Origin of the sequence: Roseiarcus fermentans, from assembly GCF_003315135.1 — a bacterium.
In the GTDB taxonomy this organism is placed as follows: domain Bacteria; phylum Pseudomonadota; class Alphaproteobacteria; order Rhizobiales; family Beijerinckiaceae; genus Roseiarcus; species Roseiarcus fermentans.
In genome coordinates, this window is the sequence record NZ_QNRK01000039.1 from 40,262 (window position 1) to 61,805 (window position 21,544).

The 21,544-nt window shown below is 68.0% G+C and carries 18 protein-coding genes; 9 read left to right on the top strand and 9 right to left on the bottom strand.

Annotation, left to right across the window (positions count from 1 at the left end):
- Positions 1 to 7 precede the first annotated feature (7 nt).
- From DFR50_RS25650 to DFR50_RS25660, 3 genes are all read right to left on the bottom strand, one after another.
- Positions 8 to 730 carry an SIMPL domain-containing protein gene (locus tag DFR50_RS25650; RefSeq protein ID WP_113892121.1) on the bottom strand — a complete coding sequence of 241 codons (723 nt, stop codon included), beginning with the start codon at positions 728 to 730 and terminating at the stop codon, positions 8 to 10.
- A gap of 41 nt (positions 731 to 771) precedes the next feature.
- Positions 772 to 1,251, bottom strand: a complete 480-nt coding sequence (locus DFR50_RS25655; protein ID WP_113892122.1) for an L-2-amino-thiazoline-4-carboxylic acid hydrolase — start codon at positions 1,249 to 1,251, stop codon at positions 772 to 774.
- Between the two features lie 238 nt (positions 1,252 to 1,489).
- On the bottom strand, positions 1,490 to 2,014 hold the full coding sequence (locus DFR50_RS25660) for a cupin domain-containing protein (protein ID WP_113892123.1): 525 nt from the start codon (positions 2,012 to 2,014) through the stop codon (positions 1,490 to 1,492).
- 288 nt (positions 2,015 to 2,302) lie between these two features.
- Between DFR50_RS25660 and DFR50_RS25665 the strand changes: the two genes are divergently transcribed.
- From DFR50_RS25665 to DFR50_RS25675, 3 genes are read left to right on the top strand one after another with little or no spacing between them, the layout of a single operon-like run.
- Positions 2,303 to 3,472, top strand: coding sequence for an alpha/beta hydrolase (locus DFR50_RS25665; protein WP_210209045.1), 1,170 nt, complete (start codon positions 2,303 to 2,305; stop codon positions 3,470 to 3,472).
- Between the two features lie 21 nt (positions 3,473 to 3,493).
- Complete coding sequence (locus tag DFR50_RS25670; RefSeq protein WP_113892124.1) at positions 3,494 to 4,276, top strand: bestrophin-like domain; 783 nt, start codon at positions 3,494 to 3,496, stop codon at positions 4,274 to 4,276.
- Positions 4,273 to 4,485 (top strand): hypothetical protein, encoded by a 213-nt coding sequence (locus tag DFR50_RS25675; protein ID WP_113892125.1) that lies wholly within the window; start codon positions 4,273 to 4,275, stop codon positions 4,483 to 4,485. The genes DFR50_RS25670 and DFR50_RS25675 overlap by 4 nt, the downstream gene beginning before the upstream one ends.
- A gap of 1,296 nt (positions 4,486 to 5,781) precedes the next feature.
- Here the strand turns inward: DFR50_RS25675 and DFR50_RS32655 are convergent.
- Together DFR50_RS32655 and DFR50_RS32330 are read right to left on the bottom strand one after the other, a co-directional pair.
- Positions 5,782 to 5,949, bottom strand: a complete 168-nt coding sequence (locus DFR50_RS32655; protein WP_210209043.1) for a PIN domain-containing protein — start codon at positions 5,947 to 5,949, stop codon at positions 5,782 to 5,784.
- Positions 5,946 to 6,245 (bottom strand): type II toxin-antitoxin system Phd/YefM family antitoxin, encoded by a 300-nt coding sequence (locus tag DFR50_RS32330; protein WP_170153394.1) that lies wholly within the window; start codon positions 6,243 to 6,245, stop codon positions 5,946 to 5,948. The genes DFR50_RS32655 and DFR50_RS32330 overlap by 4 nt, the downstream gene beginning before the upstream one ends.
- A gap of 131 nt (positions 6,246 to 6,376) precedes the next feature.
- On the opposite strand from DFR50_RS32330, the gene kdsA reads away from it, so the two are divergent.
- Positions 6,377 to 7,234 (top strand): 3-deoxy-8-phosphooctulonate synthase, encoded by an 858-nt coding sequence (gene kdsA, locus DFR50_RS25685; RefSeq protein WP_210209044.1) that lies wholly within the window; start codon positions 6,377 to 6,379, stop codon positions 7,232 to 7,234.
- A gap of 69 nt (positions 7,235 to 7,303) precedes the next feature.
- On the top strand, positions 7,304 to 8,203 hold the full coding sequence (locus DFR50_RS25690) for a lysophospholipid acyltransferase family protein (protein ID WP_113892126.1): 900 nt from the start codon (positions 7,304 to 7,306) through the stop codon (positions 8,201 to 8,203).
- A 62-nt stretch (positions 8,204 to 8,265) separates the two neighbouring features.
- Here the strand turns inward: DFR50_RS25690 and DFR50_RS25695 are convergent, their stop codons facing one another.
- The 3 genes from DFR50_RS25695 to DFR50_RS25705 form a co-directional block, all read right to left on the bottom strand.
- On the bottom strand, positions 8,266 to 8,865 hold the full coding sequence (locus tag DFR50_RS25695) for a DUF4142 domain-containing protein (RefSeq protein ID WP_113892127.1): 600 nt from the start codon (positions 8,863 to 8,865) through the stop codon (positions 8,266 to 8,268).
- A 79-nt stretch (positions 8,866 to 8,944) separates the two neighbouring features.
- On the bottom strand, positions 8,945 to 9,409 hold the full coding sequence (queF, locus tag DFR50_RS25700; protein ID WP_113892161.1) for a preQ(1) synthase: 465 nt from the start codon (positions 9,407 to 9,409) through the stop codon (positions 8,945 to 8,947).
- Positions 9,410 to 9,541: 132 nt separating this feature from the next.
- Positions 9,542 to 10,663: an acyltransferase family protein gene (locus tag DFR50_RS25705; protein ID WP_113892128.1), complete on the bottom strand. Its 1,122-nt coding sequence runs from the start codon at positions 10,661 to 10,663 to the stop codon at positions 9,542 to 9,544.
- Positions 10,664 to 11,573: 910 nt separating this feature from the next.
- On the opposite strand from DFR50_RS25705, the gene DFR50_RS25710 reads away from it, so the two are divergent.
- Positions 11,574 to 11,918 (top strand): IS3 family transposase, encoded by a 345-nt coding sequence (locus DFR50_RS25710; RefSeq protein ID WP_113892129.1) that lies wholly within the window; start codon positions 11,574 to 11,576, stop codon positions 11,916 to 11,918.
- Here DFR50_RS25710 and DFR50_RS25715 read toward each other — a convergent pair.
- Positions 11,911 to 12,141 carry a hypothetical protein gene (locus DFR50_RS25715; protein ID WP_113892130.1) on the bottom strand — a complete coding sequence of 77 codons (231 nt, stop codon included), beginning with the start codon at positions 12,139 to 12,141 and terminating at the stop codon, positions 11,911 to 11,913. The two genes, DFR50_RS25710 and DFR50_RS25715, sit on opposite strands and share 8 nt — an antisense overlap.
- A 124-nt stretch (positions 12,142 to 12,265) precedes the next feature.
- Between DFR50_RS25715 and DFR50_RS25720 the strand changes: the two genes are divergently transcribed.
- The 3 genes from DFR50_RS25720 (at position 12,266) to DFR50_RS25730 (ending at position 21,531) form a co-directional block, all read left to right on the top strand.
- Positions 12,266 to 17,704, top strand: coding sequence for a GH36-type glycosyl hydrolase domain-containing protein (locus DFR50_RS25720; RefSeq protein ID WP_113892131.1), 5,439 nt, complete (start codon positions 12,266 to 12,268; stop codon positions 17,702 to 17,704).
- 191 nt (positions 17,705 to 17,895) lie between these two features.
- The gene (locus DFR50_RS25725; protein ID WP_113892133.1) at positions 17,896 to 20,022 is read left to right on the top strand and encodes a sodium-translocating pyrophosphatase; all 2,127 of its coding nucleotides are present in this window, start codon (positions 17,896 to 17,898) and stop codon (positions 20,020 to 20,022) included.
- A 741-nt stretch (positions 20,023 to 20,763) separates the two neighbouring features.
- Positions 20,764 to 21,531 carry an ATP-binding cassette domain-containing protein gene (locus tag DFR50_RS25730; RefSeq protein WP_113892135.1) on the top strand — a complete coding sequence of 256 codons (768 nt, stop codon included), beginning with the start codon at positions 20,764 to 20,766 and terminating at the stop codon, positions 21,529 to 21,531.
- Positions 21,532 to 21,544: the final 13 nt, after the last annotated feature.

Here is a 21,544-nt window from a genome sequence, read left to right on the forward strand (position 1 = left end):
AGGACGGCTAGTCGGTCAGCTCGAAGCGCGCCGTCACCGCCGCGGTGAGCCTGTCCCGCCCGGCCTCGATCGGAGTCGAAACGGCCTTGGCGGCGGCGTACATGCGCGGCTGGAACGGGCTCGGCTGTCCGCCGGCGCCTTCGCTGAGCTGCATCAGCCGGCCGACCTTCGCGCCGCCGGCGGCGGCGTAGATCTCGGCCTTGCGGCGCGCGTCGGCGACCGCCAGCGGCCGCGCCTTGTCCAGCAGCGCGCTCGCGTCGTTTTCGCCGAAGACGACGCCGTTCAGGGCGTTGGCTCCGCCGGCGACGGCCTTGTCGAGCAGGGGACCGAGGCGCGCCAGGTCGCGGACCGTCACCGTCACCATGTTTCCGACGCTGTAGCCGACGATCGCGGGCGGCGCGACGGCGCCCGGCGGCGGATTGGCGAAATTGGGCGAGACCGACAGGCTCGACGTTTGAATGTCGGCCGCAGCCACGCCCTCGCCCTTGAGCGCCGCGATCAGATCCGTGGTCGCCCGAGCGTTGGCGGCCATGGCCTGGCCCGCGTCCTTGCCCGTCGTGGTGACGCCGAGCGTGACCAGGGCGAAGTCGGGCGTCGCTTCGACGCTCGCTTCGCCCGTCACCTCGATCGAGCGGCTCGGGCCGACGGCGGCCTGAGACTGGGCGGCGGCGGTCGCCGCGCCCGCGGCGATCAGGGCCGCGGCCCCGGCGAGAAGGGTCAGACATCTCATGATGGCTCCTCGATGATCCGCCGGGGGACGGCGCGCCGCCTTCAATCCGCGGCCTCGTCGGTCCTCTGCCGGTAGCGGAAGTCGCAATGGCTCGCCCCGCCCATGATCGTCTGCGTCCGTGTCAATTCGATGCGCGGATCGAAACCCTCGCAGAACGCGCCATCGCGGTCGCACGACAGGACGTCGCCGAGGCTGCCGAGCCCCATGGCGCGATAGGTCTCGGCGTAGCGGCAGCGCGTGACGTTGAAATCGAAGCGCCCCGGCTCGTCGCGCAGCACCTCGACCTCGAGCGCGTCGTCCTTGGTCCAGAGCGGGAACACCGCCTTGAAGGCGTCGAGATCGGCGCCGCCCGGACTCTGCGCCGCCATCGCGGCGCCGGCCGAAACCGCGGCGCGGCGGATCGCCTTGCGCAGGATTGTTCGCGCCTGCTCCTCGCCGACGGCCTCGCGCAGCTCGTCGTAGATGGGCGCGATGATGTCCGCTTCGATCCTGCGCCGGGCGAGGATGCCGAGTTCGGTCATGGGGCGAGCGCCTCTCGTAGGCAGGCGGCGCGCGCCGCCGGCTGTGCGGAAAAAGTTGCCTGTCGATCAGACAGGCGGCGAAAAGGGGGCATGGCGCCCGAAGCGGATAAGCCTCTCAACCTGCATCCCTGCGGCCGAACGGCGGTCGCCATTTCCCGAGCTGCTGAGATTGACCGATCGTCGCCCGAATCCACGCCGACCCGCGCCAAAACGAACTGGGCTCACCGCTGCGTTGCCGTCAGTCGCCGCCAAATTGGTCGGCAATGTCTTGGTGACCGGGTTCAATGACCTTCCACGGGCCAATACCCTTGGGCGTGATGAACCAGTCAATCAGGACGGCCGGGACCGTTCCCTCGTTGGCGCCGGACATGGCCATGCCGGGCGGCATATAGTAACAGCTCCCCGCAGATTTGGTGACAGGGGCTGAATCTTGCATGTACAGCGTCATCGCACCTTCCAATACGCAGGTCGATCCGCCGTAGGGGTGGGTGTGGATCGGGGCCCGCGTTCCGGCAGGACGGACTCCCTTGATGATCAGCTCCTCCTCTCCTTGTGCGGTAACCGCTCTTAGCATCACATTTTGCTCGGTTAATCGGGTTACCTGGCCGGGAGGCACGCTGTCATTGATGGTGCTGGCTGAGGCTGGGCCTTCCTTGGCTGCTGACGAGGACATGGACGATTCGCCATAGGCGCTCGCGGCCATCATGGCGCCGACGAGGACCACGGGTACGGCGATGTTTCGAACGACTCCGAATCCGATCATCTTTGCACCACCAAACGCTCAGCGCGTCCCAAGGCCCTGACCACCGGGCGTCGGGTGGACGATAACGTCGCTTCAAGCGTCGGGCAATATCGCGGTCCCTCGGCGGCCGTCCGCGCAGGCGTCATACGGCGGTCACGCGGCGCGGGCCTTGTCGCGAGCGCCGCGCAGCGGTAACGCTCGATCACGGAAGCGGGCGGACGTTGCGCGGCTCGCGGCAGGCAGGTTGGGGAGAGGCTCGTGGCGGCGCTCGTTCGTTGGTTGATGATCGTCGCGCTCGCCTCTTTCGCCATGGCGAACGCGGTTTCGGCGCAAACCGGCGGCGGCGCCAAGGTCGCAGTTCCCTCCGGCGTGAGCTATGAGCGGATCGACCATTGGGACGCAGCCAGGCTCAATTCCATCCTGAGCGACGACGCGCCGGCGTTCTTCGGCGTCCACGTGGCCTCTGCGCCGGCGCAGAACGGCGTGACGCTGTACCGGGTCACGTACCCGTCCGTCATCCCCGAGCGCGGAAACCGGCCGACCGTCGCGACCGGCCTCCTGGCCGTTCCCGACACGGGCGGGACAGTCTTTCCGACGCTCTCCTACCAGCACGGCACGGTCTACGGAAAGGACGAGGTCCCCTCGTTTCCGGACAAGTCCGCGGAGACCCGGCTCGCGCTCGCCGTGTTCGGCGGGCAGGGCTACATCGTGATCGGCGCGGACTATTTCGGCATGGGGCCGTCGAGCGAACCGGAAGGCTACGTGGTCAAGGCGAGTCAGAGCCAGGCGCCGTTCGACATGCTGTTGGCGAGCCGGGCCGTGCTCGACCATCTGGGCGTGTCGAGCGCAAAGCTGTTTCTCGGCGGCTGGTCGCAGGGCGGGTTCGTGACCATGGCGCTCCTGGAGAAGCTCGAGGCGTCGGGCGTCCCGGTCGCGGCGGCGGCGACCGCTTCGGCGCCGGTCGACGGCTTTGCGCTGATCAGCGGCGCGCTCGACTTTCCGCGCAAGACCGACGCGCCGTGGCTCACCACCATCGTCATCCTCTCGGCCTTCTCGTTCGAGAATTACTACGGCGTTCCCGGGCTGGCGCATTCGATCATCAACGACGCGGCGTATGAAGCGTCCCGCAAGCTCTACGAGCGGGAGGCGGTCGCCGTCGCCGACATCCCGACCGACCTGCGCAAGCTGGTGCGGCCGGACTATTTCGATCCGCAGTTCTTCGCGGCCTCCGCCTACGGGCGGTTGCTGGCCGAGAAGACCCACGCCTATCGCTGGGTGGTGAGGACCCCGGTGCGCAACTACTACGGCGAGGCGGACGAAGCGATCCCGACCGATCTCGGACGCCTCGCGATGACGTACCAGCACGCGATCGGCGCCGGAAACACGGCTGTCGAGGCGATCTCGACCGGCCAAACCAGCCATCGCGGCACCTACGCGACCGCGGCGCCGCTGTGGAAGGCGTGGTTCGACGGGCGGTAGCGCCCGGCGGATCCGGCCGGCATGTGGTTAACTCCGTTCTTGCGTCAGCCGGACGTCCTGGTGATGGCGACGTTCGTCCTCGTCGTCGCAGGCTGTGCCGCGGCCGCGCCGCACATCGGCGGCGCGCTCCTTCGCCTGCCGCGCAGCGCGGAGCGCGACGCGTCGGCGTTCGAAGGCTACAAGATCGTCTTTTCGACCTTCGGCGTCATGCTCGCGTTCCTGCTGGCGCAGGCGGCGATGGCGCATCGCGAGGTCCAGTCGAACATCGTGAAGGAGGCGGCGGCCCTCTCGGAGGCCGACCGCGCCCTGCTGCGGTTGGGGACGCCGGATTTCGCCGCCGTCCGGCCGGGACTCGCCAGCTATGGCGCGCTGATCGTCGACGACGAATGGCGCGCGCAGTCGATCGGCGGCCGCAGCGCCGCCGCAACTGCGGCGTTCGCCGGCGTTTCCGACAGGGTTCGCGCGCTCGGCCCCGACGACACGCGCCGGCAGGCGCTCTACAACGCGTTGCTGCGTAGCCTGGACGAACTGGAAGGCCTGCGCGAGGCGCGGCTCGCGGCGAGCGCCGGGGCTCTGCCAACGTCGCTCTGGACGGCCGTCATCGGGTTGATGATTATCGCCTTCGCGGTGGCGGCGTTCGCCGACCGCAGCTTCAACCGTTCCGTCTCCCTGGCCGCCATCGCCGCGGCCATCGGACTGCTGCTGTCGCTGGTCGTCATCGTCGACCTGCCGTTCATCGGCGAGCACAGCGTCAGCGTGGCCCCGATTCAGAGAGCGCTGGAGGTCAACGCCGCCCGGAAATGAGCGGGCCGCGCGGCCACTATTATGGAGAGGCGGACGAAGCGATTCCGACGGGACTCGGCCGCTTCGCGGTGACCTTCCAGCACGCGATCGGTGGCGGAGACACGGTTGTCGAGGCGATCTCGACCGGCCAAACCAGCGACCGCGGCGCCGACGCGACCGCCGCGCCGCTGTGGACGGCGTGGTTCGACGGATTTGCGGCGCAGAAATAGCGGTCAGCGCGTCGGCCAGCGCGAAGCCTTCCTTTCGCGCGATGTCGGCGAGGCGCCTGTCGAACGTCACGACTTCCAGGGAGGGCGGCCGGCGCTCGCCAGCGACAAAGGCGGCGACGAGTTGGAGCGCGTCCGCCGCCCGCTGGGCGTCGGATCAGTGACTTGGCACCTTGATTTGGTCGCTCGGGTGATACACGAGGTGATACCCTGTCCGTCGTCTTCTATGCTAGCGTCATATTCTAAGTGAGCAGAAGTATATCCAAGTCCGGAGCGGCGTCTATTTTTCACGGGACCGACCGTGAGAGTATTAATGGACGGATGGTAGGGCTAGAGGAGCGAAGACCAAACTCGGATCTCGGTGCCGCTGGTTCAAATGGCAGCACGAGGAGTGAGGTCTGCTTCATTTCTAAAGCTTCCACCATCTTTCAATCTCGCCTATCTGACTTGTTGTAATTAGTATTCGCATTGGCAGTGGGCCTGCAGTTAGGGTCATCTCTGGGTTAACCCCAAGTCTAGGTTGACCAAGTACTTTTCGGCCAATATCAGACCGTCTCAATCGTTGAAGCGTCCTACCAATCAGTGATATCCTTATATTATAAAATAACCCGCGCATTCCTGAACGGCTATATTGAAAATAAGCCGAATCAAAACTGCTGTATGCAGGATGCCTCACTAGTAGACGTAATACGTCGCGAGGCGTGTACGGACCGATACCGGCATTTTCTTCTTCAAGTCGACTTAGCCTCTCATTTATCTCGCCAATCATCGCCCGCCAGCTGGCTATCAATTCTCGGTGGTGCCGGCGTGATTCTTTCTTCTGTTCAATACCCCACTGAACCCAAGGAGCCACAAAGGTACTCACTCCCCCGCCAACAGCGCCGCTTGTGAAGGCAACTAGTGTCTGCGGGACCGCACCCCACCATTCCAATAAAAGCTGAAAAATGTTCACTTCGAAAACACAACACGCTGTTCGCGTGCCCTCGACAGAGTTTGCTCCGGTCAGTCTCAAGATACGCTGACGGGCAGAATGGAGCCACGATTTTCGGTCGCAGAAATGCGAGGCGCGTTTGGTCAGGGAGCTTGAAACAAATCTCAAGTTCGTCTGCCCCGGTGACGACTGGCAGTCCGCAGGCCGGACTGGCTCGCTCGATCCACGGCGACCTGCTCAACCTCGTTCACGCACTGTCGGAGCACGATGCGTCCCGGCGCGTCCCCTAGCCTGCAATCAGCACAGCCGGTCCGGTGTGCCAGATGGTATTGACCGTCCTCGGCACGGTGGCTGAGATGGAGCTTGGCTCAATGCCAGCGTGCCGGAATCGACGCCACGCTTAGCGCCAAAGCGCACAGACCTCTTGGGGTGACCCCGCAACCACCGGGGTCGCGCGCAAGGAGGGCGGTCACGAGTTCCGTTCCAGCCTCCTCGACGAGCAGCGGAACGATCGCCGACGCGTCCCAGAACTTCATCGACTCTCACGGCGCTCGGCGATCACCATATCGACCGCCGATTCGCCCGGATCGGCGCGAGGCGGCCGCTCGGCGAGAAACGACAGCGGCAGGGCGCCGCGCGCCGGCCTCGCGAGCCCTTCGCGGACCAACCGGGCGATCCTCCCGGCGTCCGCGCCGTCGTCGCTCTCGAGCGCCGCCTCGAGTCTGGCCACCGGCCGTCCGCGATCGGCGATCAAGACCGGCGAGCCGTCCTCGAGGCCGTCGATCAGCGCGCTCAGGTTGTTCTTGGCTTCGGTGATGCTGGCCGTTTTCATCAAGCTAAAATAGCCGTCTCGCCGGAGGCGTTCAAGGCCGTCACGCGATCGGGAACGGCGCGGACGGAGTTCCTTGCCAAGTCCGCGCCCTTGCCGCAAAGAGCGCGCGAACCGAGACAGGACGGCAATCCTTGCGCAACAACGCCATCGTTCAGGTCGGCCGCGGACCGCTCGCGGCCACATTCGGCGCGAACCTTCCGCTCGCGCTGATCGCCGGGCCCTGCCAGATGGAGAGCCGCGCCCATGCGCTCGAGACCGCCGAGGCGCTGAAGGAGATCGCGGCGCGGCGGAAAATCGGGCTCGTGTACAAGTCGTCGTTCGACAAGGCGAACCGCACCTCGGGCGCCGGCGCTCGCGGCCTCGGTCTCGCGGCCGCGCTGCCGGTGTTCGCGGAGATCCGCGACAGCCTCGGCCTGCCGGTGATCACCGACGTGCACGAGAGCGCCCAGTGCGCTCCGGTCGCCGAGGCGGTCGACGCGTTGCAGATCCCGGCCTTCCTGTGCCGGCAGACCGACCTCCTGGTGGCGGCCGCGCGCACCGGCCGCGCGGTCAACGTCAAGAAAGGGCAGTTTCTCGCGCCCTGGGACATGAAGAACGTGGTGATGAAGCTCGACGCCGCCGGCGCCGGCGACGTGCTCGTGACCGAGCGCGGCGTCAGCTTCGGCTACAACACGCTGGTCGCCGACATGCGCTCGCTGCCGATCATGGCGGCCGAGACCGGCGCGCCGGTCGTGTTCGACGCGACCCACTCGGTGCAGCAGCCGGGCGGGCGGGGATCGTCGTCGGGCGGGCAGCGCGAGTTCGTGGCCGTTCTGGCGCGCGCCGCCGTCGCGGTCGGCGTCGCGGGCGTGTTCATCGAGACGCATCCGGATCCCGACCACGCGCCCTCCGACGGGCCGAACATGGTGGCGCTGAACGACTTCGAGGCGCTGGTCGCCGAACTCCAGGACTACGACCGCGTGACGAAGCGCCGCGCCCGGCCAGTGTAAACAGACCTTGTCATATGACGGTCGCCTGCGCGAGATAATCCGGACACGTCGCCGTCAGAAATCCTGCTCATGGACAAATATCTCTTCAGCTACGCCACGGAACGCGACCCGCCCCTGAAGCGCAGCGTGATCCGGCTCGTCGAGAAGGCGACCGGTCAGCCGACGCTCAAGCGGATGTATCTCGACAACCAGCAGCACCCGCGCCCGAACGAAAATTTCTTTCAGGCCGCCGTGCGCAAGCTCGCGCTCGACGTCCGCTACGACGCCGACGCGCTGGCGGGGATCCCGAGGACCGGGCCGGTCGTGGTGATCGCCAACCACCCCTACGGCGTGCTCGACGGCATCGTGATCTCCTGGCTGGTCAGCAAGGTGCGCTCCGACTTCCTCGTGCTGACGAACGCCGTCCTGATGCGCGCCCCCGAGGTCAACGGCTACATTTTGCCGGTGGACTTCAGCGAGACGGAGGAGGCGACGAAGACCAACCTCGCCTCGCGCGCGGCGGCGCGCGCGCAGCTCGAGAGGGGCGGCGTGGTCGTGGTCTTCCCGGCCGGCGCGGTCTCGACCGCCCCCGACAAGCTCGGCCTGAAGCCGGCGGTGGACTGGCGCTGGCAGCCGTTCGTCGCCCAGCTGATCCAGCGGTCGAAGGCGCCGGTGGTGCCGATCTGGTTCTCGGGCCAGAACAGCCGCCTGTTCCAGATCGCCAGCCACCTCAGCTCCACGCTGCGCCTGTCGCTGATCTTCCACGAGGTGCGCGCCCGGATCGGCACCGCGCTGCCGGTGGTGATCGGCGCTCCGATCGCGTTCGCCGACCTGCCGCCGATCAAGGACCGCCAGGCGCTCGCCGACCATCTGCGGGAGCGCGTCTACGCGCTCGCCAAGCTCGCCCCCACGATAACGAAAAAGCTCAATCCCGCCCAGCGGTTGCTGAGGCCGGTGAAGGCGGCGCTGAAGGCGCAGCGGGCGGCCTGAGCCTTCGGTCGGGCGGCGTCTCGCCGCCGGGAAGCGCGCAGGACGCGAGCCCGCCCACGGCGTCAATGCGCCTTGGATTGTCCGCGCATCCGCTCGGCGTTTTCCAGGCTGATGCTCTGGATGTCGCCGAGCAGCGTCAGGTGCTCCTTGATCATGCCCCGGGCGAGCTTGGCGACGTTCGTCTCGTCGAGGTCGTCGGGCGCGCGGAGATACGCCTCCTGGATGTCGAGCAGCTTGTTGTGGCCCTCGATCTGGGCGCGCAGGTATTCCCGGTCGAACGTCCGGCCGGCGGCCATCTGACGCAGTTTCTCGACTTCAGCGCGCCCCGCGGCGTCGAGCGTCTGCATCACGTCGGAGTCGCTCGGCGACGGGACGGCCCCGCTCGGCCTGCCGCCGTTCCGGATCGCCCCGAGGATCGAGGCGATGGTCTCCTGCTCGGCGATCTCGAACCCGGCGAACTGCTTGAGCGGCGGCGCATAGACCCTGGGCTCGGCGATCCGGCTCAGCATCAGGCTCAGAGATCCCACCGCCAGCGTGTCCGTGATGTGGGTCTGGCGCGCGGCCGACAGTTGCGCCGGCGCGTCCTGCGCGAGCGCGGATGGGACGAGGACGGGCGCTGCGGCGAAGCTCGCGATCGAGGTCAGGATCAGACGACGATTCATGGGAGGCCTCCGGAGACGCTCGCGCCGGGACGGCGCGGCGCTCTCCCAACGTTTCCCGGAGGCGCGCGGTTCCGGACGCTCAGCCGCGCCCGCGGTAGGGCGCGACGCCCTGATCGGGGAGCCAGACTCCCGCCGGAGGCTTGCCGCTCTGCCAGAACACGTCGATCGGAATGCCGCCGCGCGGATACCAGTAGCCGCCGATCCGGAGCCAGCGCGGCTTCAGGGTCGCGACGAGGTCCTTGCCGATCCGGACCGTGCAGTCTTCGTGGAAGGCGCCGTGGTGGCGGAAGCTGAGGAGGTAGAGCTTCAGCGACTTCGACTCGACGATCCATTTGTCGGGGACGTAGTCGATCACCAGATGGGCGAAGTCCGGCTGGCCGGTCATCGGGCAGATGGACGTGAATTCGGGGGTGACGAAGCGGACCACGAAGTCCGAATCGTCGTGCGGGTTGGGCGCCCGGTCGAGGATCGCGATGTCGGGCTCGTCCGGAATCGTCGACGTCTTGCCCAGATGGGCGAATTCGGGTTTGGGCTTCTTGGTCATGGGCGGCGCAATATCGGGCGCGCCCGCCGGACGCAAGGCGCGAACGCCGCGCCCGGTCCGGTTCTCCCCGCCGGAAACGGCGCGACGGGACGCAAAACCTGCGGAGTCCTGGCCGATCGCCCGCGAGGCCGGTTACGCCGTCCCGTCCCGAGGCTGGCCCAATCGGCGCTCCGACGCGAGGGCGCCGGCCTTGCGGCCGGGGAGACGCGCCGCCTGTCGCTCCGCGAAGGTCGCCACGGCGGCGCCGAGAGCGATCGCGGGCCGCTCGACCGCAACGTAGGTGCACGACGTCACGAGGACGACGACGACGGCGACGCCCGGAAGGAGAGCGGGCAGGGCGATCGTCGGAACCCTGTCCAGCAGCGCCCTGCAGTCGACGAACAGGATCGACAGAAAAATGGCGTGCACCAGATAGATCCCATACGAGCATTCGCCGAGAACGAGCGACGGCCGCAAGGCGAGGACGCCGAAGAACGAGTTTCCCGCGGCCACGCAGGCGAAGAAAAACGCGAACAAGGGAAGCGCCGCCTCGTACGGCGTCCTGAACAGGATCATCCCGGCGGCCAACGCCGCCAGAGCGAGCGCCGCCGCGGCCGGCGTCTGCAAGACCTCCCTTATCGCCTGCCGCTCTTGCAACTCATACGCCAGCATCCCGACTGAAAACAACGGAATGAACATGGACATTCTGGGTGCGGCGGCGCGCAGGACGATGGCGACGACGAGGAGACCAAGCGGGATCGACCAAGTCGGGAGTCGGCCGCGGAACTCCATGGCCGTCGCGCAGAGCGGGATGACGAGCAGATAGAACAGCCATTCGTAGTGAAGCGACCAGAGCACGTAGCCGTTGATCCGGCCGCTGTTCGGATATCCGAGAAGGTCGACCTCCTGTTTTGCCGTGATCCACTTCAGGGCGCCCGACGCATAATTGGCGTCGAGCCCGTGGCCGGTTCGCAGCACGATCACGGCGGTCACGAGGACGACCGAGACCGCGACCATCGGCAGGATGCGAAACGCCCGGCGGATGTAGAGTCGCAGCCAGTTTCCCCTGAACAGGCCGCGGCGGATGGTCGGATAGAACAGGAGGCCGGTAATCATGAAGAACAGGCCGACCGCTGCCGCCCCGAACTGGTTGACCAGATTGATGTCGGTTCCCCCCCAGGGCCGGCCCAGCCGCGTCGCCAGCGTCCACATGATGAAATGATGAAGCAGAACCGACAGCGCCAGATACCCGCGCAGACCATCGATGCTGCCCATGCGGTTCCGGCTCGGAGGCAGCGGAAACTGGCCACGACCGAGGTATGATACAGTGACGAGGCAAAGCAAGACCGCCACGAAACCAAAGACGATCTCGACAATTAGATTAGAACTCAGTGCTCACATCCAAATCAATTATGTTGCAGGATAAGCTTGAGTCGGGTCTATTTTGTTCGTCCAAGGAGACGTTTGCGATTGGACGCCATCAACCCTTTGACCGCCCGGCGCCCGGCAAGCCCAGCGGCGGCGCTCCGACCGGACGAGCGGTCGACGACGCGAGCCGGAGTCAAAACCGCCGGTCGCAAGGCGATGACAGATCAAGGCGCTCGCGCACCAAAGAAGATCGCCGACGTCAGCCTCCGAACCGGGTTAGAGAATCCAGTCTGAATCTGCAAGTCGTGGTGTAAACAATAGCAACCGGCTCATTTATTTTATCACAAATATCTCAGAGATCAATTGTTATCAACCTCTGTAAACATAAACGGAGATTTTTTATTGTTGAGTTCTTTTTTAGAATCAGTGGGATGCTGGCCGCTCCGAAGTCGACCGCGCTTTTGGAGCTAGGGGTTATTTTGGAGACCGGCTGCTTCGGTTGATAGACGGAGCCAACGATGACGAAGAAGACGGGACGGCGGATCGAGGCCTGGCTGAAGGCGAAGCTCGCGCTGGAGGCGCTGCCGGAGCAGCCGACGGTCACCGACCTTGCGCCGCGCTACGAGGTTCCTCCGAACCAGACTTACGCCTGGAAGAAGCAGCTTCAGGATCAGGCGGCGCGCCTTCGACTTGGCGTGGGGAAGGACGCGTGCGCGCGAGATCGAGCGGCTGCACGCAAAGATCGGGCAGCCCGCGGTCGAGCGGGATTGTTTAGCGCGGGAGGTCCGGAAGCTGAGCGCGCCGGACCGCCACAGCGATGCTCGACCGCGCCGACGAGGCGCTGTCGGTCCGGCGGCAATGCGCGCTTCGGCGCCTGCCGCGCTCGGGCGTCTACCGGGCGGCGAAGACCGCCAACGACAACGACGCCGCGCTGACGCGCCGGATCGACGAGAGGCTCACCGCCTGGCCGTTCATCGGCTCGCGCCGGATGACGGCGACGCTGCGGGCCGAGGGCTCGCCCTTGAAACGCAAGCGCGTGCAGCGGCTGATGCGCGCCTCATGGGGACCACGCGCCGGCGAGCGATCGGGACTTCGTCGAGCGCGACAGCGTCGCCGGGTCGCAGCGCCGCACGGATCACGCCGGACCGACCCCGCTACTTGATCGGCCCGCTCCCGAACTCGGCCGACACGGAGCCGCTGAGCTTCACGCAGACGCCGTTTGCGGCGAGCACGCCGACCAGGCCGCCGACGTTGCATTTCCGCTGGGCCTGCGCGCTTTCCGGCGTCTTCGCCTTCCTGGCCTGCGACGGCAGTTCCGCGGCGTGTATCGGGGCAAAAGCAGACAGCGCGAGCGCGACGATGAGGAAAGCGCGAATCGGGGCCATGACGGCTCCTCCCTTCGGACACAAGGCCGGATTATGCAGTTTGGCGCGCCACAATGTCCACTTGCGTCTCACGGCGCCATCCCGCAGGAATAGGCGTCGGCGGATGAGGGGAGCGGCGCAGACTATGGACATGACGCCCGCTGTCGATGAGCGCCGGTCGGCGCGGGTCTGGTCGGCCCTGGTCGGCGCAGCGCTCGTGGCGGTCGGAATTTATTGCGCGGCGGCCTGGAGCCAGGCGCTGCCGGCGGCGGTCGCCGGCGCCGGCGGGCTCGCGCTGTTGCGCCGGGCGCGCGCGGAGCGGCCTTATTCGCATGCGCTGATCGCGGTCGACGCGCTCGCCTTCGCGGCCTTCGCGCTGTTGCGCAACGACGGACTCGGCTTCTGGCAACTGCCGGGGCCCTGGCTCGACGTGCTCCGTTTCAATCTGCCCTCGGCGACGATCGCGCTGCTGCTCTATTCCGCGGCCTCGGCGATGGCGCTGATCGCCGGTTTCCGCGGCCTGCGGGTGGTCGAGGCGCTGAGCCTGATCGCGATTCCGTTCCTGTTCAACCTCCTCGTCGTCGTGGGGGCCGACTGGCACATGGCCGAGATCGGCGCCCTCGTGACCTTCCACGCCGCCCTACCGTTCCCGGTCGAGGTCGCGATCGGGCGGGGGCTGACGCTGTGGCTGCTGGGCGAGGCGATGCTGGCGCTGATCGTCGTCGTGAGCCTCAACCACCCGCCGCGATCGCTGCGGGTGGTGGCGCTGTTCGCGCTGAGCGGCGCCTATGCCGCGGTCACGCCGCTGATCGCCAACGCCGCGCAGCTCGTCGCCACTCCGGTGATTTCGATCGTCTTCTCGAGCCTCTGCGCCGCGCTGGCGCAGGGCGGCCTGTGGGCGGCCGTGTACCTCATGACCGGGGTGGCGCTCGACTGGCTCGCCGGGCGGCCGCCGCGCTGGGACGCGGCCTGGGACCACTGGCGCACCGGCGTGGTGAAGGGCGCGATCTACGGCGCCCTGTTCATGGCGTTCATTCTGATCGCCGCGCTCGTCCTGCGCATCCCCGGCGCGACCGGGTTCATGGGCGCCTTCGCCCTCCTGGTCGGGCCGGCGCTCGGCGCGGCGCTGTTCCCGCTCGCCAAGACCGTCGTCGGCAGCGCCGACGGCACGCCGCCGTTCTTCGGCCGCCTGCGGGCCGCCTACCTCGACCGCCGCAGCTGGGTTCGCGGCGCGGTCGCCGGCCTCGGCCTTGGCCTCGCCTACGCGTTCGACCTCGCCGCCTCCGACGGCGGCGCGCGCTTCCTGGCGATGGCCGCCGTCGGCGCGCTCGCCTACGCCGGCGTCGACATCGGCTTCGACCTCTACGCGGTGCGGGCCGGAGCGCGCACCCGGCTGCAGAGCTGGCGTCTCTACGCGCTCGGCGCGGGCCTCGGCGCGCTCGTCGCCGGCGCGCTCGGCTGGTACTTCGATTCGGCCCAGCTTCAGGTGGTGATCGCCAAATTCTGGGCCTACGCCGACGTCAACTACCGCCAGAGCGGCCGGCAGCTCGGCGATTTCGTCACCTATCCGATCTTCAACAAATACGGCTCGATCAACCTCGGCGAGGTGGCGGGCGGGGTGCGGCTGTTCTGGGCGGAGTCGGTGGCGGGCGTCATCAACTGGTCGCTGGCGGCGCCTTTGTTCTCGATCAACTACGTCCTGCTCGACGCCCTGCTCCAGCGCAGCCTGCGCCCGATCAAGGGGCTCGTCAGCCCCAAGGGGGTCGAAGGCGTGGTCGCGCAGGGGGTGCGGGTGCTGCGCTGGGGCCTGTGGATGGCGCCGATCATCAACTCGTTCCTGCGCCAGGCGCACGATCCGAGCTGGTACAATCAGGACGGAGCGGTCCGGACGGCGGTCGTCATCGGCGCCGACGCGACCCAGACGCCCGAGGCGTTCCGGCGCTTCAGCCTCGTTCTGTTCCTCGGGTTGCTCGCCTACGACTGGCTGCGCATCCTGATCTGGTTCGACCACATGGGCCTCAGGGTCGCGAGCCTCGTCAACCTGTCCTTCCTCGGCGGCGACCGGGCCGACGAGGCCGCGGCCCGTTTCGTCGGCCACAACGCCCGCACCCGCGCCATTCCGGACGGCATCCGACGGTTCGGCACCTGGGCCCCGCTGCTGATCCCGTTCTACATTCCGCGCGGCGCGGAGTGGGACTTCGCCTGGACCGGCGCGGAGAAGCTCGCCCGCGGCGGCCCGATGCCCGAGCCGATCCGCACCCTCGGCCTCGCCTACGCCGGCGCGCTCGCGCTGTTCGCCGTCGGCGCCGGGGCCGTCATCGTCCGCGCGGGGCGCAACACCGGCAAGCCCGCGCCGTGGCTCGCGAGCGCGCCGCGAGAGCTCGCCCGCAACCCGCGCTCCTACGTCTTCACCAACGGCGCGGTCGGGGTGGAGATGTTCCGCGACGGCCGCGGCGCGGCCTTCGTCATGGGCGCCGAGCGCGGCGGCGGCGGCATCGACCTGATCCGGCGCCCGCTCGATCCGCTGCAGGCGCGCGGACATTTCTTCTATGTTTCGGAAGAGGGCGAGGCGCCCTGGTCGATCGGTTTCGAGCCGTGCCGGCGCGCCGGCGACTATTCGATCGAGGAGCCGGGCTTCCATCGCCTCGTCGTCGCGCACGCGCTCAACGGGATCGAAGCGCGGATGGAGATCGCGCCGGACGCCGGCCAGGCGGCGATCCTGAGCTGGAAAATCCGCCTGACCGACCGGTCGGGCAAGGGCCGCCGGCTGCGGCTGACGAGCTTCTGCGAGATCGCCGGCCACGAGACGGAAGCCTACGCGCGCGATCTCGATTTCGCCGGGATGCACGTCGAGACGATTTTCGTCCGCGCCCTGAACGCCATCCTCGCGCGCAACCGGCTGCTGCGCTCGGCGCGGGCGGATCGCGGCGAGACGGCGTTCTTCGCGGTCAAGCCCGGGGCGAACGCGGAACTGGTCGGCTACGAGGATTCGCGCACCCGCTTTCTCGGCGAAGGCTCGCTCAGCCGCCCGACCGGGTGCGAGCCGTGGCGGTGGCGAAAGCTCGACGACGAAGGCAAGCTCTGGACCTTCGATCCCGCAGCGAGCTTCACCGTCGAGACGACGCTGGACGCCAACGGCTCGGCCGAGGTCGAGTTCATCATGGGCCGTTCGGACAACGCCGTGTGGGCGAGCGACCTGATCGCGGCCCGCCTCGGCCTTCCGCCGATCGCCAGGCGCGACCTCGAGACGCGGGTCTACGAGACCCGCGCGGTCGAGCCGACGCACGCCCTGCCGAGCCGCTGGCCGTTCGCGATCTCCGACGACGGCAGGCGCCTCGAGCTCACCCACCGCACGCCGCGCCCGTGGGCGCACGTGATGGCCAACGAACTCGGCATGTCGACGATGGCGTCGAACGACGGCGAGATCTTCTCCGCCTTCGCCAACGCGCGCCAGAACGGCCTCAGCGCCTTTCGCTTCGACAGCGCCACGGTGGTGCAGCCGGGGCAGGTGATCTACCTGCGCGACCTCGACGCGCAGGAGACGGATTCGCCGGTTTTCGTCCCCTTCCAGCGCGCGGACGCGACCTACCGAGTGGCCTACGAGCCCGGCGTCGCGACGTTCCTCAAGACGCGCGGCGACATGACGATGGAGATGGTCGTCTTCGCGCCGCCGGACCGGCCGTGCGACGTCCGCATCCTGACCCTGCGCAACGATGGCGACGGCGTGAAGCGCCTGCGCATCGTGCCGTTCTTCGACATCGCCCTCGAGGAGAGCCCAAACGAAAGCGTCGGAAAAATCCGCGACGAGACGGTCGGGGCGACGCTCGTGTTCCAGAACCGGTCGAACGATTTCGAACGCGGCTTCGCCTTTGCGGCGACCAGCCTCGACGGGGCCGCGACCGAAACCGTGCGGACGCGGTTCTTCGGCGGCCCGGGGCGCGACATCCATACGCCGGCGATGGTCGAGACCGGCGCGCCCGACGGCGCCGCGCCCGACGACGGGCGGCGGGTCGCGGCGTTCTGCGGCGAGATCGCCATTGCGCCGAAGGGCGAGGCGAAGCTCGTCGTCGTGTTCGGGCAGGCGAGGAGCCGCGACGAGGCGCTGGCCGCGGCGCGGCGCGTCTCGGTCGCGGAGGCGGAGGCCGACCTCGCCGCGACCCGCGCCTCCTGGGCCGCCCGCCTCGGCAAGGTCGAGATCCGCACCAACCGGCCCGACTTCGACCGCCTGGTCAACACCTGGCTGCCCTACCAGCTCTACGCCTCGCGCCTGTGGGGCCGGGTCGGCCCGAATCAGCGCGGCGGCGCGACCGGCTTTCGCGACCAGCTTCAGGACGTGCTGCCGCTCGCGCTGATCGAGCCGCGCCTCACCCGGGCGCAGATCGTGCTGCACGCGAGCCAGCAGTTCCTCGAAGGCGACGTCCTGAAGTGGTGGCACCGCGCGCCGAACGGCGGCACCGGCCTCGGCCAGCGCACCAAGGCGAGCGATCCGCACCTGTGGCTGCCCTACGTGCTGGCGCGCTACGTCCGCGAGACCGGCGACGCGAGCGTGCTCGACGAGGTGACGCCCTTCCTCGAAGCCGACGCCGTGCCGGACGACCAGGAGACCTGGATCGTCATCCCGCGCGCCTCGCGCGAGACCGCCACCGTCTACGAGCACGCGCGCCTCGCGATTCGCTTCACCCTCGCGCATCTGGGCGAGAACGGCCTGCCGCTGCTCAGAGCCGGCGACTGGAACGACGGAATCGACGTGCTCGGGCGGCTCGAGATCGGCACCAGCGTGTGGATGGGCTTCTTCCTCGCCAGCGTCCTCGACGGCTTTGCGCCGCTCGCGCGCGGCAGGGGGGACGAGGCCTTCGCCGTCGTGTGCGAGGAGGCGCTCGCGGGGCAGCGCGCCGCGGTCGACGTCGGCTGGCGGGGCGACCACTACGCGCTCGACTTCGCCGACGACGGCGAGGCGCTGGACCAGCCGAATGCGATGACCAGCGGCTGGGCCGCCTGGTCGGGCGCCTGCGACGACGCGCGCGCGCTCGCGGCGCTCGAAGGGGGCTTGAAGGGCGTCGAGCGGCCGGATCGCGTGCTGTTGCTCGAGACGCCGTTCTACGAGCACTCGCGCCCCTATCCCGGGCGAATCGCCGATTATCCGCCGGGGGTGCGGGAAAACGGCGGCCAGTACAGCCACGGCGCGTCGTGGATCGTCGACGGCTTCGTGCGGCTGGCGATCAACGCCCGGGCGCGCGGCGAAGCCGACCGGGCCGCCGCGCTGTTCGCCCGGGCGTTCGAGATCTTCGAAAAAATCTCGCCGCTGAAAAAGACCGACCCGGAAAGCCTCGCGGTCTACGGCCTCGTTCCGATCCAGCAGCCGGCCGACATCTACGACGGGTGGGGCCACGGCGGCCGGGGAGGGTGGTCGTGGTACACCGGGTCGGCGGCGCGGATGCTCTCGGCCGCGTGGTCCATGCTCGGACTCGTCGAGACGAGCGGCGAACCCGGCGTGCGCGACGACCTGTTCGAGGCCAAGGGGCCGATCCGGGTGGAATCGATCCGGATCGGCGACCGGACCTGGAGGCGCGACACCGCCGGCTGACTGGGCGCGCCGCGCCGGATTCCCATTGTTATTTCGTAGGGTGCGACGATTGGCGCCCTCTACTTTTTGACCGCGAGCGGCTCAAAAAAGCGGCGCTTTGTGCGTTGCGGCACGGCACGCTTTCTGGCAAGAGGCGCGATAACAAGCCGCGCGCCTGTTCGCTCGCCACAAATCCCAGGGGGCCATACGCCATGTTGTTAGGGTTAGTCATTCTCTGTGGACTGCTGTCCATCGTATACGGCGTGTATACGGTGAGAAGCATCATGGCCGCCGACGCGGGCTCCGCGCGCATGCAGGAAATCTCGGGCGCGGTCGCCGAAGGCGCGCAGGCCTATCTGCGCCGGCAGTACCTCACCATCGCCGCGGTCGGCGTCGTCGTGTTCGTCGGCCTCGGCTTCCTGCTGTCCTGGACGGTCGCGACCGGCTTCGCCATCGGCGCGATCCTGTCGGGCGCGGCCGGCTTCATCGGCATGAACGTGTCGGTGCGCGCCAACGTCCGCACCGCGCAGGCGGCGACGCAGTCGCTCGCCAGCGGCCTCGACATCGCCTTCCGCTCGGGCGCGGTCACCGGCCTTCTGGTGGCGGGCCTGGCGCTGCTCGGCGTCGCCGGCTACTTCACCTATCTGACGGCGTTCGCCGGCCTCGCTCCGTCGAGCCGCACTGTCATCGACGCGCTGGTGGCGCTCGGCTTCGGCGCCTCGCTGATCTCGATCTTCGCCCGTCTCGGCGGCGGCATCTTCACCAAGGGCGCCGACGTCGGCGCGGACCTCGTCGGCAAGGTCGAGGCCGGCATTCCCGAAGACGATCCGCGCAACCCGGCGACCATCGCCGACAACGTCGGCGACAACGTCGGCGACTGCGCCGGCATGGCCGCCGACCTGTTCGAGACCTACGCGGTGACGGTCGTCGCCACCATGGTGCTCGCCTCGATCTACTTCGAGGGCACGAACATGCTGTGGTCGACCATGCTCTATCCGCTGACGATCTGCGCGGCCTGCATCGTCACCTCGATCGCCGGCACCTTCTTCGTCAAGCTCGGCGCCGACAATAACATCATGGGCGCGCTCTACCGCGGCCTGATCGCCACCGGCGCGCTCTCGATCGTCGGCCTCGCCATCGCCACCACCTTTCTCGGCTGGGGCGCGGTCGGAACCGTCGCCGGCAAGGCGATCATGGGCTACAACCTGTTCGCCTGCGGCCTGATCGGCCTCGTCGTCACTGGCCTCATCGTGGTGATCACCGAGTACTATACCGGCACCGGCAAGCGCCCGGTCGTCTCGATCGCCCAGGCGTCCGTCACCGGCCACGGCACCAACGTGATCCAGGGCCTCGCGGTGTCGCTCGAATCGACGGCGCTTCCGGCGCTGGTGATCGTGGCGGCGATCGTCTCGACCTACCAGCTCGCGGGCCTGTTCGGCACCGCGATCGCGGTCACCACCATGCTCGGCCTCGCCGGCATGATCGTCGCGCTCGACGCCTTCGGCCCGGTCACCGACAACGCCGGCGGCATCGCCGAAATGGCCGGCCTGCCGAAGGAAGTGCGCAAGTCGACCGATGCGCTCGACGCGGTCGGCAACACCACCAAGGCCGTCACCAAGGGCTATGCGATCGGCTCGGCCGGCCTCGGCGCGCTGGTGCTGTTCGCCGCCTACACCAACGACATCACCCACTTCACCCAGACGGGGGCGCCCTACTTCCAGAACATGGGCGCGGTGTCGTTCGACCTGTCGAACCCCTACGTCGTCGCCGGCCTGATCTTCGGCGGCATGATCCCCTACCTGTTCGGCGGCATCGCGATGACCGCGGTCGGCCGGGCGGCGGGATCGGTGGTGGTCGAAGTGCGCCGGCAGTTCAAGGAGATGCCCGGCATCATGCAGGGCACCCAGCGTCCGGACTACGGCCGCGCGGTCGACATGCTGACCAAGGCGGCGATCCGGGAAATGATCATTCCCTCGCTGCTGCCGGTGCTGGCGCCCTTCATCGTGTACTTCGGCGTGCTGTGGATCTCGGGCTCGAAGGCGGCCGCCTTCGCAGCCCTCGGCGCCTCGCTCCTCGGCGTGATCGTCAACGGCCTGTTCGTCGCCATCTCGATGACCTCGGGCGGCGGCGCGTGGGACAACGCCAAGAAGAGCTTCGAAGACGGCTTCGTCGACAAGGACGGCGTCCAGCACTTCAAGGGCTCCGACGCGCACAAGGCGTCGGTGACCGGCGACACCGTCGGCGACCCCTACAAGGACACCGCCGGCCCGGCCGTGAACCCGGCGATCAAGATCACCAACATCGTCGCCCTGCTGCTGCTCGCGATCCTCGCGCACTGAAGGCGGACGTCTGCGAAACGGGAAGGGGCGGGGCTTCGGCGCCGCCCTTTTTCTTTTTATGGCGCCGTCGGACCGTCGATCGGTCCTCCATCAAACGGACGACGAGTTTGGCGCGCGGCGCGAATGCGTCCGCATATCCGAGCAGACCCGCCGACGATCGCGCCGCCCCCGAGGACGGCGGTCTCGCCTATTCTCGGAGCCTTGCGCGGCGGCGCCGAACGCGAGGTCTGGGCGGTTCGCCTCGCGACTCCGATCGGCGATGCAGACCCGATCACGGAAACGAGGACGAGCGGCGGGCGAGGATGTCCGTCACGCTCATGCGACCGGCTGAGACGGCGAAAACCGTGGACGTGACGGTTCGCTCGGACGACGCAGCCGCGGCCGCCCTCTGAGATCGAGGATAAGAGGTGAGAACGGCCAGTCCCGACCGACCGGCTTCCGCGCAAGGAAGCGTAGCGGATCGCCGCCGCCGCCGCGAAGCGGCGCGCCTTTGCTGCGGCGCAGCAAGATTGCGCCGGGCTAGCCATGAGCCCGTGTATTGACGAGAATTCACGTTCCTGGAATGGGCCGCTGATCTCATTTCCCGTTGCGCGCCCGCGCTCAACGCGTTCCCGTGTCGCGCCAATACGTTTTCGATTGCTCTTTCGCCGCCGACTAAGCGATATAGCGATCTCCACTCGAAACCGCTGACAGCGACAACGACGAGCGGGGTCAAGGGAGGAGCGTCGATTGAGCGCAGTCATGGCCCATGCGAGCGGCGCTGAGAGCGCCGCGGTCCTGCAACTGGAAGGCGTCAGCAAGGATTTCGGGGCGATCCGCGCCCTGTCCGAGATCGATCTGGTCGTCAACGCCGGCGACGTCGTCGGTCTGATGGGCGACAACGGCGCCGGCAAATCGACGCTGGTCAAGATCATCGCCGGAAATTTCCATCCGACCCATGGAAAGATCCGTTTCGACGGGCAGGAGCATCGTTTCGACCGTCCGCTCGACGCGCGCAGCGTCGGCATCGAAGTGGTCTACCAGGATCTCGCCCTCTCGAACAACGTCAGCGCGGCGGCCAATGTCTTCCTCGGCCGCGAGCTGACCCGCCGCGTCGGCCCGTTCCGGTTCCTCGATCATCGCGGCATGAACGCGCGCGCGCTCGAGTTGTTCGGCGAGCTCAAGTCCGAGACGCGGCCGAAGGATCTGGTGAAGTCGATGTCGGGCGGGCAGCGCCAGGCGGTGGCGATCGCCCGCACCCGCCTCTCGAACGCGAAACTCATTTTGATGGACGAGCCCACGGCTGCGATCTCGGTGCGTCAGGTCGCCGAGGTGCTCGACCTCATCCGGCGTCTGCGCGACCAGGGCGTGGCGGTGATGCTGATCTCGCACCGCATGCCGGACGTGTTCGCGGTCTGCGATCGCGTCATCGTCCTGCGCCGCGGCCACAAGCGGGCGGACAAGCCCATCAACCAGTCGAGCCCTGAAGAAGTCACCGCGCTGATCACCGGCGCTCTCGAATCGGCGTGAGGACCTTTCGCAA

What these genes read in the sequence shown, in the direction of transcription:
- DFR50_RS25650 (WP_113892121.1), bottom strand. Translation starts at nt 730, where the DNA reads ATGAGATGTCTGACCCTTCTCGCCGGGGCCGCGGCCCTGATCGCCGCG.
- DFR50_RS25655 (WP_113892122.1), bottom strand. Translation starts at nt 1,251, where the DNA reads ATGACCGAACTCGGCATCCTCGCCCGGCGCAGGATCGAAGCGGACATC.
- DFR50_RS25660 (WP_113892123.1), bottom strand. Translation starts at nt 2,014, where the DNA reads ATGATCGGATTCGGAGTCGTTCGAAACATCGCCGTACCCGTGGTCCTC.
- DFR50_RS25665 (WP_210209045.1), top strand. Translation starts at nt 2,303, where the DNA reads ATGGCGAACGCGGTTTCGGCGCAAACCGGCGGCGGCGCCAAGGTCGCA.
- DFR50_RS25670 (WP_113892124.1), top strand. Translation starts at nt 3,494, where the DNA reads ATGTGGTTAACTCCGTTCTTGCGTCAGCCGGACGTCCTGGTGATGGCG.
- DFR50_RS25675 (WP_113892125.1), top strand. Translation starts at nt 4,273, where the DNA reads ATGAGCGGGCCGCGCGGCCACTATTATGGAGAGGCGGACGAAGCGATT.
- DFR50_RS32655 (WP_210209043.1), bottom strand. Translation starts at nt 5,949, where the DNA reads ATGAAGTTCTGGGACGCGTCGGCGATCGTTCCGCTGCTCGTCGAGGAG.
- DFR50_RS32330 (WP_170153394.1), bottom strand. Translation starts at nt 6,245, where the DNA reads ATGAAAACGGCCAGCATCACCGAAGCCAAGAACAACCTGAGCGCGCTG.
- DFR50_RS25690 (WP_113892126.1), top strand. Translation starts at nt 7,304, where the DNA reads ATGGACAAATATCTCTTCAGCTACGCCACGGAACGCGACCCGCCCCTG.
- DFR50_RS25695 (WP_113892127.1), bottom strand. Translation starts at nt 8,865, where the DNA reads ATGAATCGTCGTCTGATCCTGACCTCGATCGCGAGCTTCGCCGCAGCG.
- queF (WP_113892161.1), bottom strand. Translation starts at nt 9,409, where the DNA reads ATGACCAAGAAGCCCAAACCCGAATTCGCCCATCTGGGCAAGACGTCG.
- DFR50_RS25705 (WP_113892128.1), bottom strand. Translation starts at nt 10,663, where the DNA reads ATGGGCAGCATCGATGGTCTGCGCGGGTATCTGGCGCTGTCGGTTCTG.
- DFR50_RS25710 (WP_113892129.1), top strand. Translation starts at nt 11,574, where the DNA reads ATGCTCGACCGCGCCGACGAGGCGCTGTCGGTCCGGCGGCAATGCGCG.
- DFR50_RS25715 (WP_113892130.1), bottom strand. Translation starts at nt 12,141, where the DNA reads ATGGCCCCGATTCGCGCTTTCCTCATCGTCGCGCTCGCGCTGTCTGCT.
- DFR50_RS25720 (WP_113892131.1), top strand. Translation starts at nt 12,266, where the DNA reads ATGGACATGACGCCCGCTGTCGATGAGCGCCGGTCGGCGCGGGTCTGG.
- DFR50_RS25725 (WP_113892133.1), top strand. Translation starts at nt 17,896, where the DNA reads ATGTTGTTAGGGTTAGTCATTCTCTGTGGACTGCTGTCCATCGTATAC.
- DFR50_RS25730 (WP_113892135.1), top strand. Translation starts at nt 20,764, where the DNA reads ATGGCCCATGCGAGCGGCGCTGAGAGCGCCGCGGTCCTGCAACTGGAA.